Origin of the sequence: Gottfriedia sp. NPDC056225 (assembly GCF_042267765.1) — a bacterium.
Classification (GTDB): Bacteria; Bacillota; Bacilli; order Bacillales; family Bacillaceae_G; genus Gottfriedia.
On record NZ_JBHJTJ010000043.1, the window covers coordinates 1 to 13,194 of the forward strand.

Consider the following 13,194-nt stretch of genomic DNA (forward strand, 5'->3'; position numbering starts at 1 on the left):
TTCTACGATTAATCAATTTATTCTTTATAAGAGCACGCTAAAACTTAAATCTATTAATAGCTACTAGAATAATTTTATGTACTAAAAATTATCCAAAGATGATTCCTGCTTGTATCTCTACTTTATGAATCTATTAATAATGAATTAATTTTTACTAATATCCTCATGAAACTTATATCAAATTAAAAAGTAGCTAGAAAAATCTAGCTACTTTTTTTACTCAGCCAACAAAAGTGACCCTTTATTTTGTAATAAATACATATTATAGTACAATCCTTGTTTTGCAAGAAGTTGCTGATGGTTGCCTTCTTCAACGATTTTTCCTTTATGCAAAACATAAATGCAATCAACGTCTTGAATAGTTGATAATCGATGTGCAATTATAACAGTAGTTCTACCTTTTCTCATTTCGGTTAAGGCATCTTGAATTGCTTCTTCTGTTTCACTATCAATATTCGCCGTTGCTTCATCCAAAATTAGAATTGTAGGTTTTGCAGCAATCGTCCTTGCAAATGTAATCAATTGACGCTGACCACTTGATAATGTAGAACCTCTTTCCACAACTGGTTCATTATATCCATTAGGCAGTTTTTCAATAAACTCATTCGCTCTTACTAATTCAGATGCATCTTTAATTTCTTTTTCTGTAATTTTATCGTTATACATTGAGATATTACCTTTTATATCTCCTACGAATAAATAAGGGTCTTGTAAAACTAATCCGATGTTAGTTCGTAATTCACTTTCTTCAAAGGTTGATAGATTTTGTTCATCGATCCGAATTTCTCCGTCTTTTACATCGTAAAAACGTAATAATAAATTCATAATTGTAGACTTACCACTACCTGTATGACCAACAAATGCGACAGATTGACCCGGTTTAACTGAAAACGATATATCATGGATTACATTGTGTACTCCGTCATATGCGAATGAAACATTTTTAAAATCAATACTTCCTTCACTTACTTTCGGTAATTCGGTACCTCCTTTTGTAGGTGCTTTTTGTTCTTCATCCATTAAATCAAATACCCTTGATGATGATACTACAGCTTGTTGTAATAAAGATAATTTCATCATCATTTGAGTTATTGGTTCAAAAAATCTTTCTAAATAACTAACGAACGCATATACAGTACCAATTTCAACTGGATTACTAAATGATGTAACTCCAAAGAAGCTTAGTACAAACATAATACCAATTGTATAAATTAAATCTGTTGCAGGTCGTAAAAACAATGAATCTAAACGTATTGTTTTAACTCCAGCATTATAATGAGACTTATTAACGCCTTCAAATTCATTTTGTAATCTCTTTTGTTGATTAAATGCTTGAATGATCGACATACCTTGTAAGTGCTCATTTAATTTAGCATTTAGATTACTTAACTGTCCTCGAGTTTCCATGAAAAATGGGAAACTCTTTTTTCGATAAGTAAGGATGATAAAATAAACAACTACAACTAATCCAACACAAATCGTTGCTAATTTAACATCTAATGAGTACATTGCAATAATGATCCCTACTAAGAAGACAATTTGCTGGATGAAGGTTGCTAAAACACTAACGTAGAAATCTTTGATTGCTTCTGTGTCATTCGTAATTCTAGAAACAATACTTCCGATTGGCGTTTTATCAAAAAATGAAAAAGCTAACGAGTGTACATGCTCATAAACTTTCATTCTTATATCTTGAACAACTTTAAAAGCAATTTGTTGAAACATTAATAACTGTAAATAAGATAAAATGATTTTACCGACCGTTATTACAACATACAGCGTAAACAACTTGACGATTATATCTTTAGGAAAATACCTTTTCATTAAATGATCATCTAGGAATCTTTTAACTAAAATTGGACCATACATTTCACATGCTGTTGCAAGGAATAAGAAAATAAATGCAAATGTTAGTAAAACTTTATATTTTTTTAGAAATGAAAGAAGGCGAATTAAATCTTTTTTCTGCCTTTTAGCGTCGATTTCGATTTCCGGATTCATTTTCTCCCTCCTTGCTCTACTAGTTCTTCTAGTTGTTGTCTTTCGAACATTTCTTTGTACCAACCATCAATTTGAACTAACTCTTCATGCATTCCTCGTTGAATAATTCTTCCTTCATCTATAACAATGATTAAATCACTGTGCATGACAGCACTCATTCGATGCGAAGTAATAAATGTTGTTTTTCCACTTCTTTCATCCTTTAATGAGCGTAATATTTTTTCTTCTGTCTTTGCATCTACGGCCGATAAACAATCATCTAAAATTAAAATATTAGGATTTTTAATTAATGACCTAGCGATTGAAATTCTTTGCTTTTGACCACCTGATAAAGATACTCCTCTTTCTCCAACGATCGTGTCGTACCCTAATGGAAATTCCAAAATATCGGCATGTATATTTGCAATTTCGGCAGCTTTATAAACTGTTTCAATTGAAGAATCAATTTGACTAAACGCAATATTTTCTTTTACCGATGTTGAAAATAAGAAATGCTCTTGTGGCACATAGCCAATATGTGATCTAAGAGAAAATAAAGTTGTATCTTTTATATCTATGTCACCTACAGAAATCCCCCCGTTAGCAACTTCATATTCTCTCAATAGTAGTTTTAATAGAGTTGTTTTGCCTTGACCGGTTTTACCAACTATTCCGATCGTTTGACCTTCTTGAACATTAAAATAAATATCCCTTAATTCAAAATTTGATTCATCATTAAACTTAAATGAATCAATTGAATAAGTTATTTCACCCATCGAAAGCTTTTCTAATACTTTTTCTTTATTTTTAATTTCTGGTTCGACACTTAATAAAGAACGAATTCGGTCATATGAAGCGCGACCTCTTTCAACAATATTGAATAACCAACCAATTGCTAGCATTGGCCAAATTAATATTCCTAAATAAGTTACAAAAGTAATTAATTGCCCGACAGTTATCGCATCAGAAATAACTAATCTAGATCCATAAACAACGGCAATAATATAACAAATCGAAACAACCAACATGATCGTTGGATCAAATAGTGCATCAATTCTAGCAACTCTCATATTATATTTTACGACTAAATCTGCTTGATCTTTAAACGCACTTACATCTTCCTTCGTTTGTCCTAAGCTTCTTATAACTTTTAAACCGCTCATACTTTCTTGAACCTTATTATTTAATTCAGAAAATGACTCTTGGGCTAAATGAAAGCGTTGATGTAATAATTTACCATAATACTGCGTCAATATAGCCATAACTGGTAGTGGTAATAGACTTATAAGCGTTAATTTCCAGCTAATAGAAACTGCCATCATAATTAGTACTGAACCACCTAAAATAATGGAATCAACAAAAGTTAAGATACCTGCACCAGCTGTCTCACGCACTGCTTGTACATCGTTCGTTGCATGAGCCATTAAATCTCCTATTCTATTTTTCTGATAAAAAGAAGGAGACATTTTAGAAAAATGATTATATAGATCGTCTCTAAGTTGTCTAGCTAATTTTAAAGAAGAACCAAATATTAATCTTCTCCACCAATAACGAAATGCATAAAGAAGTAACCCATTAATAAATATTAAACTTACCCAAAATAGTAAGTTTTTACTATTAAGTGAGTTCTTAACCATTTCATCAATTACATAACCAATAACCTTCGGAGGTAGTAGCTCTAAAATTGCAACGACGACTAATAGTGATATTCCCCATAAATAGCTTCTTTTTTCCTGCTTAAAAAACCATAACAAATCTTTAAAAACCGACATTCCTTCACCCCCGCAATGCTGATAAAATAATTTTAAAATATTTCGAAAACTCAAAACACAGTGTCCATTATAGCATAAAGTTTTAATATTTTTTAATAATTTGCTTAATTATGCTGGTTGTTAAATTCAGGCAACTTTAACTGTATTTTAATAACTATTGCAAAGATGAAGTTGTACTTTTTCATAAAATTTAATTTTTAAAATATGAAAATGAAATTGTTTTTGTATACATATCTACTAAAATTAAATAAATTGACAAAAAATTGAATTAACAATGCATTAAACCCACAATTATATATGGTAAAATTCACTTATGAAGGTGAAATATGGAAGATAATCAAGTGGAATCAAAAAAAATTCGGGCTAAACCCTAAGAAAAAAATCCTTATCCCTGTCATCGTATTTCTGTTACTATATCTATTAATGATTCTGTTTGGGGATGTGATACTTAATGAGAGATAAAAAGCAAAAGAGCCCCTTTTTAACAAATAAGCCTTCTGGTACCTTACCAAAACGTTCTAAAGAGGATAATTTATTACTCAATTTAAATAAAAAAATAAAGGATAACATTGATAACTTAAAACAAACAATTAGGATGGTATAGTTCGATATTAGAATACATTAACTTGTTGTTAGTAAAGCCTCCTGTAATTTTTGGAGGCTTATATTTATGTTTTAAAATTTTCTACATAGTAAAAACCACTTTCAATTGACAATAGAAAGTGGTTTCATTTTTGTAGATTATTGTATGAAGTAAGTGATTTCACATTCTTTATGAATGATTCACATTTGAGTGATTTTCATATATATTGTGTCTTGCAATTATTTCTATACATTCAATAAATCTAAGAAAGATTTATTATTTTGTTTGGTTGTTCATAGCCTTCATCATTTGGTTAATTTTCTTTTGTGAAGGTTTTTGTCCCATTTGAGCCATCATTACTTTTAACATTTGTTCGTTAATTGGTGGATTTTTCTTTAAATAGTTCATTGTGTACTGACGAGCTATGAAAAATCCAATCGCAACACCAGCAATTAATGCTAGAACTCCGACTAGAACATAATAATACCACATACTTATTGCTTCCTCCTTAAAATCATCTAGAAACAATTTTACTAAAACTAACCAGTTAATACAAGAGCATTCTGCAATTTAATCGTTAAATATACTTTTGATAGGCAATCGGTTTAAGCCAGCCAAATCGCTGATCCTTTACATCAATCGCTATAAATGTTGAACGGAATTTTCTTAACAACTCAAAAAAGATTGTTTCAGCCTCAAGTGTTCCATCTGCATACAATATCAGTTCGTTAGGATATATTTTTAGCTGAGCCTTTGCACCATCAGTAAGTTCAAGAAGATATTCTCCAGTCTCTTCATATAGGTAGATCTGCTCTGGATTAATTTTGCGAATAAATGTGTGTAGCTCAAATAAAGGAATTGGTTCTGTAATATATTCTAATTGTTTTTCGATTATTTTCCTTAGTTCAAAGGTTGAATAATAATACTCATATACTAGTTGATATATTTTATGCTCTTTACCATAAAATTCTATAGACAGTGGTTCTCGAATTAAAAAAATTTTATACTCTCTCATATCTTGTCCACTCCCAACAACTATCTGTATGGAAGATTATATATAATTCCTTACAAAATATTTGTCACTTTAAAGGAGTGAAAACCAACTAGTTTTGTCGAAAAGTATTTAAAAAAGCATTATATAGAAAAAATTTTAGGAAAAAGGAAAAGATTTTAACTTTCTTTTCCTTTTATCCCTTTTTCAGTCTTTTATTGTAATACTTTTTTTGCTGCAGATACTACATGATCTACAGTAAATCCGAATTTTTCCATTAATAAGTTACCAGGAGCAGATGCACCGAAAGTATCGATTGAAATAACTTCTCCATCGAATCCAACATATTTATGCCATCCGAATGAAGAGCCCATTTCCACTGCTACACGTTTTGTAACTTCTTTTGGTAATACTGATTGTTTATATTCTTCAGATTGCTTTTCAAATAAGTCCATTGAAGGCATTGAAACAACTGAAGCAGAGATTCCTTCAGAAGCTAATTTTTCTTGAGCTCCAACTGCTAACTGCACTTCACTACCTGCTGCAATTAGTACAACATCAATTTTATCTTGTTTTGCAGGTGAAACAACATAAGCACCTTTTGAAACTTTATTATAAATATCAGTTGTAGTGCCTTCTAGAGTTGGTAAATCTTGACGAGATAGAACTAACATTGTTGGTGCATCTTTAGCTTCAACAGCTACTTTCCAAGCTGCAGAGCTTTCATTACCATCTGCAGGACGAATTACATTAATATTTGGCATTGATCTGAATGCAGCTAATTGCTCAACTGGCTCATGTGTAGGGCCGTCTTCGCCAACTGCGATGCTATCATGTGTAAATACATAAGTAACTGGTAAATTCATAAGAGCAGCTAAACGAATTGCAGGTTTCAAGTAATCAGAGAATACAAAGAACGTTGCTCCAAATGCATGCACGCCTCCGTGAAGAGCCATACCATTTAATGCAGCACCCATTGCAAATTCACGTACACCGAACCAAATATTACGTCCGTCGTAGCTTTCTCTCGTGAAGTCACCTTTACCATTCATATAAGTTTTGTTTGATCCAGCTAAATCTGCAGATCCTCCAAAGAAACTTGGTAAAACATTAGCAATTGCATTAATCGCTTCACCTGAAGATGAACGCGTAGCAATCTTTTTACCGACTTCATATTTTGGTAATGTTGATTCTAAATCTACAGTAATATTACCTTCAATCGCATTTTTTAATTGAGTTGCTAATTCAGGGTATTTTTCTTCGTATTTAGCAAAAGTAGCATTCCATTCTGCTTCTTTTTTTGCACCAGCTTCAACGATCACTTTATTATAGTGAGCATAAACTTCTTCTGGTACATAGAAAGCATCTTCATAACCCCAAGCATATGCTTGTTTTGTTAAAATTGTCTCTTCTTTACCTAGTGGCTCACCGTGTGATTTTGATTTTCCTGATTTGTTTGGAGATCCATAACCAATTGTTGTTTTTACTTCAATTAATGTTGGTTTCGATAATTCTTCTTGAGCTTTTTGAACAGCTGCAGAAATTTCATCTAGGTTATTACCATCTTCAACACGAATAACTTGCCAGCCGTACGCTTTAAAACGGTCTTCAACGCTTTCTGAGAAAGAACGATTTAATTCTCCATCTAATGAAATATCATTCGAATCATAAAGAACTACTAAACGTCCTAATTGTAAATGTCCTGCTAATGATGCTGCTTCTGCAGAAACACCTTCCATTAAATCGCCATCACCACAAATTGAATATGTAAAGTGATCAACTACATTTAAGTCTTCTTTGTTATATGTATCAGCTAAATGACGCTCTGCTAAAGCCATACCGACTGCCATAGCAATACCTTGTCCTAATGGACCTGTTGTTGCTTCAACGCCATGTGTGTGTCCGTATTCAGGATGTCCTGGAGTGTTGCTTCCCCATTGACGGAAGTTCTTAATATCTTCAATAGATACTTCATAACCTGATAAATGTAGCATGCTATACAGTAACATTGAACCGTGACCTGCTGATAATACAAATCGGTCTCTATTAAACCATTTTGCATTTTTAGGATTATGATTCATGAATTTTGCAAACAATGCATACGCCATTGGTGCAGCACCCATTGGCATTCCTGGGTGACCAGAATTTGATTTCTCGATTGCATCAATTGATAAAGTACGAATCGTATTAATTGCTAATTGTTCAATATTGGTAGTCATAAATTTCGCTCCTTTAGCTTATTCACAAATATTATCATATAATTTACCATGATTTATTACAATAACTAACACTTAGTTTTGACATTTTTAAGGAATTCTTTCCAAGAAATAGAAAAAAGCAGAAATTTCTTCTGCTTTCAATAGTTATCATTTACTTAAATATGAAATATTAATTTATTTTAATGTAAATTTCTTTTACGCATCGCTTTTTCATATTTTAACTTTGCAGGTGTTATGTCATTTCCTTTTTCATCGACAATTTTAATCGAAGTTAATTCATCGACCATACGAGATCGGAAATCTGCTAAATATTCTTTTCTCAATTGATCTTGTTCGATTTTCTCTTCAGGATTTAATCCTACTTCTTTTGACTTTTTTGATAATTCATTTATTCTATCTAAAGTTTTTTTAGTAACCATTTCAACCTCTCCTTTATTTAAATCTTATCTATTCATTGTTCTATATAGACAAAGTAGCTAAAATCATTTCAATGTATCTCATCTTACAATAAATTGCTTTAGCTTTCAATATTGGAGTTTTCTTTCATATGTTCATTATATCTTCTATTAACTGTTGCCTTTGAAACGTTATAACCAAAACCTCTTAGGGTAGCTGCTATTTCTTCAAAAGTAAGTTCATTTTGGCGTAATCTTACAATTTCTAATATTGGTAATTCTAACTTATCTCTTCCACCCGCATTTACACTGCCGATTAAGTTTTTTTGAGGCTTGTATCCGTTTTCAACCGCCTTTCTCATACCTCTTTTTATTTTCATATTATGAATTTTCCGCTGATATTCCTCTACAACACTTAAAATTTCTAAAACCATTTCATCACTTTCACTTAATTGAAATTGTCCATTATGAGAGGATGTAAATAATCTTATATTTTCTTTCTTTAAATAGTGTAATAACGCAATTCGAGCATGCCCTCGACCTAGTCTAGTTTCATCTTGTATAAGTAGAGCATCTACCTGATTTTCCTTTATAACTTGGAATAACTGATATAAACCATCTCGTTCTACTTCATATCCACTTGCTTGTTCACTAATTGAATCTAGAATACACATTCCCATCCTGTTTGCTAATTCGGTTAGTTCACTTATTTGTCTATGTAACGATGTCTCTTGCGAATCCTTGGCAGTACTTACTCTTGCATAAATTATTGCATTCATTAACTGTTCCCTCCATACGAACATGAAAACTACTTTAATAAAAAATAGAACTAACGTTTGTATATCATATCCTATCATGATATAATGAAAAAAATAAAGAGGAACGTATTATCTACTTTATATAGCAAGGGGGAAATATAGGATGAACAAATTATCTAAAAGGCAAGCAGAGATACTAGCTTATATTAAAGATGAAGTAAAAATTAAAGGTTATCCACCATCAGTTCGGGAGATTGCTGAGGCTGTTGGATTAGCTTCAAGTTCTACAGTACATGGACACTTAGAAAGACTAGAACAAAAAGGATTTATTCGCAGAGACCCTACAAAACCGCGTGCGATTGAGATTCTAGGCGATGCAACTACTGTTGTCAATGAATCACAAGCTCCATACAGTGAAGTGTATAACGATATTATTAACATCCCTGTGATTGGTAAGGTTACTGCAGGTATTCCAATTACTGCTGTAGAAAACGTAGAAGAATACTTTCCATTACCTACATCTGTCGCTCCATCTAACGAACAAGTGTTTATGTTACGTGTAGAAGGAGATAGTATGATTAATGCAGGTATTTTGAATGATGATCTAGTAATAGTTAAAAAACAATTTACTGCTGAAAACGGAGAAATTGTTGTAGCAATGACAGAAGATAGTGAAGCAACTGTTAAACGTTTTTATAAAGAAACTGACCATTTCAGACTTCAACCTGAAAATGACGCACTATATCCAATCCTATTAAAACAAGTATCAATTTTAGGAAAAGTAATTGGTGTTTACCGTACATATCATTAATGAAAACTTTTAAAAGCAATGACATTTTTATGTGATTGCTTTTTATTTTTATAAGAATTGTTTTAAATTGTAGAAGCAACATCACACAACCAAATCAATAAGGGAGTTTTTTTAGTGAGTAAATTTGAATGGAGAAAAAGTTTAAAAGAAATTTATCTACCTAAAAGTGAGCCATCTAAAATTAATTTACCTTCATTTAACTACATAACGATTGCAGGACAAGGTAATCCAAATAATGAATTATTTAAAGTTAATGTAGAAGCACTTTATTCATTAGCATATGCAATTAAAATGTTGCCTAAAAAGGGAATTGTTCCAGAAGGATACTTTGATTATACTGTTTTCCCGCTCGAAGGAGTTTGGGACTTAGATGAAGAAGGTAGAAAGCTTGACTATTTAAATAAAGATCGTCTTCTATATAAATTAATGATCAGACAACCTGACTTTGTAACAGACGATTTAACTTATATTGTCTTAGATCAACTAAAACAAAAAAAGAAAAATCCACTACTAGAAAACATTAAATTTGAATCGCTTACAGAAGGTTCATGTGTTCAAATGATGCATATCGGAAGCTACGACGATGAACCACGAACTTTTAAACAAATGGAAGAGTTTTGCATGGAGAATGGTTTACAAAGAGTTCAAAAAACACATAAAGAAATCTATATTTCTGATGCAAGAAAAACTCAACCTGAAAAATTAAAAACTGTATTAAGGTTTCAAGTAGAAGAACTTTAGTCTAGAAATAATAATAGACTTGCAAAAACAAACTCTTCAAAATGGTTGAAATATAAAAAATCTATAGTGATCAATTACATTATGCACATGTAATTGATTTTAAAGATATCGTGTTTTGAAGATTAGATTTATTAATAATTTTACATGATAATATGTTTTAGCAACTATATTCCATCAATCTCTAGTAATTGGTCGTTTCATCTTTCATTCACAACAGAATAAAGAGCCTGGATATTCCATGCTCTTCATTTTAAGGTTCAATATTTTTTATTAAATCAATCATTCACTATAACTTTCAAAAGTCTTTTCTAAATCATCTCTAAAAGCGATTGCTAAATAATTATCGATAATATTTCTAGTAATTGGAGATTGAAATACTTGACTCTTATATGCCCCACTATCATACTCAATTATATCAATCTTACTTTCTACCTGTTCATTTTGCAATTCATCGAAGTATTTAATAGTAACTACTACTTCAGTATCTTCAATAACGATTTGTAACTCTCTTTGATTTAACAAAACTTCAATCACATTGTTTTTATCGATCATTATATCAAATTCACCATTTGAAACCTCGATTTCCTTTTTCAAAGACTCCTTTAAATCAACAAAATATGATTCAAACTTCTCGCACATCTTATTATAGGCCATATTTTCTGTAACAGTTTCTTTATAAATTGCTTTTGTTCTTAGTATAAACTCCCTTTTAAAATCCATATTTCCACTCCTTGTACTGATATAATTGGAGCATTTATATATTATTTCTATTCATATAACATAGGTAAATAGAATAACAGGAAGAAGGTATTTAAAAATTTTTAAACAAATTAGACTAAAGTAATTAATAAAACACATATTTAGGTAATTTGATTTACACTTCCATTAATCGAACTAGTAAATATGTCACACTTTTCTAAATTAATTATTAAAAGATTAAAACTATTATTCATATCCTATTTGAGTAATAGGGTTTTTATGAGCTTTTACATAGTTTAATTGGAAAAAACTAGTGTATCACTTCCACAAAGACAATTTCGGGATCCCCTTCATCTAAGTTTTCAATAGTTCCACTTTCTATATAACCTAAAGAATAAAGCACATTTTGCATTAAACTATTTGATTGATTAGTTGAAGAAAAAACTTTTCTTTCGCCGATTCTTTCTATATATTTCATAAGATTCCGAGCAATACCTAACCTTCTCATTCTTGGTGAAACAATGATCAAATCAATAAATAGATGACCGAAGAAAAACCTATGAAAAATTAAAAATCCACCTATACTTTTATTTATCTCACAAACTATACATCTATTTTCTTCAATTGAATTATGTATTTCATTTTCCCTTTTTCGACTTCCAATTACTTGTGAATCTATAAATACAATTGATTCGTAATCATCTAATACAGCTTTTCTAATTTCCACAAAATCTCATCCTTCCATAAGATTACTATTCACTTAAATCATTGCTTTTACCTTTAAATAAGTAACTAAAAAATATGACCTGTATTATATGAATACAAGGTCAATTTATAAACTACTAATCACTTTATATATTCGATGGATTGAAAAGTTTGCTCCATGTTTTTACTCCAACAATTCCATCTACTACTAAACCGTTTTTACTTTGAAACTCTTTAACGGCTTTTTCAGTTAGGATTCCAAATATCCCATCCACTTTCACTCCTATTTTTTCTTGTACCTTTTTAACTCGTACCCCTCTCGACCCTTTTTTTAAGATACCCTTATACGGATTCGATTCTATTTGCATAATCTTTTTATATAAACCATTTTTTATATTTGCATTATTTACGGAAATGAGCAAATCTGCATAATTTGGGTCCGCTGCCCAGCCTGCATCAGCAATTGCTTTAAACTGTTCATCCGCAGTTTTGAATGTTTTGACTTTACTATATCGCGGATTACTTAATATAAAATCGACATAACCCTGAACTGGATCATCATATTTTATATAATATCCACCTTCACTCTTAGGTCTAGCAGTTCCTCTCATACTAATTGGTAAACCGGAATACCAGGTTTGGCCTGCAATATTATTATTCTTCTTAAAATTATTAGAAGTAAAATGTGCTGTTTCTACTTGCCATTGAGTATAAATTACCTCAGTTAACCAACCAATTCTCTTTGAAACTTCTTGAGCAAGTTGAAAATATTTAACAGTATTAGACACTATCGATTGATCCTCTCCTTAGAAAGCTTGTACTATAGTGTATTCAATAAATTCGATCTTGATATAAACATTGGTAGATTATAAGAAATTTATTATTAGTAAAAATTTAAATAGTATGGTATTCATTTTCGTATGTTTCGAGTATACAAACCCTCGCAAGAGTTTCCATTCCATATAAATTTAACATCTATTTTAATCCCTACATACAATGTGTAAAACGGAGCTGATGAATTTGACTAATTGGATTGATATTTCTACTTCAAACCGGCAACTTAAACTTTTCGATGGTAATAAACTAATTAAAACTTATCCAATCGGTGTAGGAAAGATGCTAACTCCAACCCCAACTGGAACATATACAATTATAAATAAAGATCCAAATCCTGGTGGACCTTTTGGAGTGCTATGGATGGGATTATCAGCCCCACATTACGGTATTCATGGAACTAATAATCCCGCTTCAATTGGTCACTTTGTTTCACATGGCTGTGTACGAATGTACAATGAAGATGTTCTTGAATTGTCTTCAATGGTTTCAATCGGTACAGGAGTACTAATTCGTAAATAATTTAGTGAGTTTAGTAGAAGTAATACTTGTTGATTAATCAATTAAACTGATAAATATTCTTAATATGAAAAACTCTAAATTTCATTTAAACTTTCAGAAAATGTCTGTAAACTAAAAAAACACTACAAATCACAAGAATACTGATTTTCTTGCAGATTTATAGTGTTTTAAATTATGTTACGAG

At 31.0% G+C, this 13,194-nt stretch carries 13 protein-coding genes; 3 read left to right on the plus strand and 10 right to left on the minus strand.

All coding sequences use genetic code 11. The features are described from left to right. Nucleotides 1-216 precede the first annotated feature (216 nt). The 7 genes from ACFCYN_RS20290 to ACFCYN_RS20320 all read right to left on the minus strand — a co-directional run bounded on the left by ACFCYN_RS20290 (nt 217) and on the right by ACFCYN_RS20320 (nt 8,719). Nucleotides 217-2,001, minus strand: coding sequence for an ABC transporter ATP-binding protein (locus ACFCYN_RS20290; RefSeq protein WP_375951345.1), 1,785 nt, complete (start codon nt 1,999-2,001; stop codon nt 217-219). Continuing rightward, nucleotides 1,998-3,752: an ABC transporter transmembrane domain-containing protein gene (locus ACFCYN_RS20295; RefSeq protein ID WP_375951348.1), complete on the minus strand. Its 1,755-nt coding sequence runs from the start codon at nt 3,750-3,752 to the stop codon at nt 1,998-2,000. The genes ACFCYN_RS20290 and ACFCYN_RS20295 overlap by 4 nt, the downstream gene beginning before the upstream one ends. An 859-nt stretch (nt 3,753-4,611) precedes the next feature. Continuing rightward, nucleotides 4,612-4,827, minus strand: a complete 216-nt coding sequence (locus tag ACFCYN_RS20300; protein ID WP_373604949.1) for a YneF family protein — start codon at nt 4,825-4,827, stop codon at nt 4,612-4,614. An 85-nt stretch (nt 4,828-4,912) separates the two neighbouring features. Next, nucleotides 4,913-5,350, minus strand: coding sequence for a sporulation inhibitor of replication protein SirA (sirA, locus tag ACFCYN_RS20305; RefSeq protein WP_172444950.1), 438 nt, complete (start codon nt 5,348-5,350; stop codon nt 4,913-4,915). A gap of 191 nt (nt 5,351-5,541) precedes the next feature. Continuing rightward, the gene (gene tkt, locus ACFCYN_RS20310; protein WP_172444951.1) at nt 5,542-7,545 is read right to left on the minus strand and encodes a transketolase; all 2,004 of its coding nucleotides are present in this window, start codon (nt 7,543-7,545) and stop codon (nt 5,542-5,544) included. A gap of 179 nt (nt 7,546-7,724) precedes the next feature. After that, nucleotides 7,725-7,964: a DUF896 domain-containing protein gene (locus tag ACFCYN_RS20315; protein WP_098119729.1), complete on the minus strand. Its 240-nt coding sequence runs from the start codon at nt 7,962-7,964 to the stop codon at nt 7,725-7,727. 98 nt (nt 7,965-8,062) lie between these two features. Further along, entirely contained in the window at nt 8,063-8,719 is a 657-nt protein-coding gene (locus ACFCYN_RS20320) for a YneB family resolvase-like protein (protein ID WP_098119728.1), read from the minus strand. A 142-nt stretch (nt 8,720-8,861) separates the two neighbouring features. Between ACFCYN_RS20320 and lexA the strand changes: the two genes are divergently transcribed. Continuing rightward, nucleotides 8,862-9,509, plus strand: a complete 648-nt coding sequence (gene lexA / locus ACFCYN_RS20325) for a transcriptional repressor LexA (RefSeq protein ID WP_172444952.1) — start codon at nt 8,862-8,864, stop codon at nt 9,507-9,509. 114 nt (nt 9,510-9,623) lie between these two features. Beyond that, complete coding sequence (locus ACFCYN_RS20330; protein ID WP_375951351.1) at nt 9,624-10,250, plus strand: GyrI-like domain-containing protein; 627 nt, start codon at nt 9,624-9,626, stop codon at nt 10,248-10,250. 279 nt (nt 10,251-10,529) lie between these two features. Here the strand turns inward: ACFCYN_RS20330 and ACFCYN_RS20335 are convergent, their stop codons facing one another. From ACFCYN_RS20335 to ACFCYN_RS20345, 3 genes are all read right to left on the minus strand, one after another. Beyond that, on the minus strand, nt 10,530-10,970 hold the full coding sequence (locus ACFCYN_RS20335; RefSeq protein WP_098119725.1) for a hypothetical protein: 441 nt from the start codon (nt 10,968-10,970) through the stop codon (nt 10,530-10,532). A 289-nt stretch (nt 10,971-11,259) separates the two neighbouring features. After that, a complete protein-coding gene (locus ACFCYN_RS20340) occupies nt 11,260-11,676 on the minus strand; it encodes a GNAT family N-acetyltransferase (RefSeq protein ID WP_375951353.1) in 417 nt (138 codons plus the stop codon). A 124-nt stretch (nt 11,677-11,800) separates the two neighbouring features. Beyond that, nucleotides 11,801-12,442, minus strand: coding sequence for a glucosaminidase domain-containing protein (locus ACFCYN_RS20345; RefSeq protein WP_375951354.1), 642 nt, complete (start codon nt 12,440-12,442; stop codon nt 11,801-11,803). Nucleotides 12,443-12,674: 232 nt separating this feature from the next. Here ACFCYN_RS20345 and ACFCYN_RS20350 point away from each other — a divergent pair, with 232 nt between their 5' ends. After that, nucleotides 12,675-13,010 carry a L,D-transpeptidase gene (locus tag ACFCYN_RS20350; protein ID WP_375951356.1) on the plus strand — a complete coding sequence of 112 codons (336 nt, stop codon included), beginning with the start codon at nt 12,675-12,677 and terminating at the stop codon, nt 13,008-13,010. The last annotated feature ends 184 nt before the right edge of the window (nt 13,011-13,194 follow it).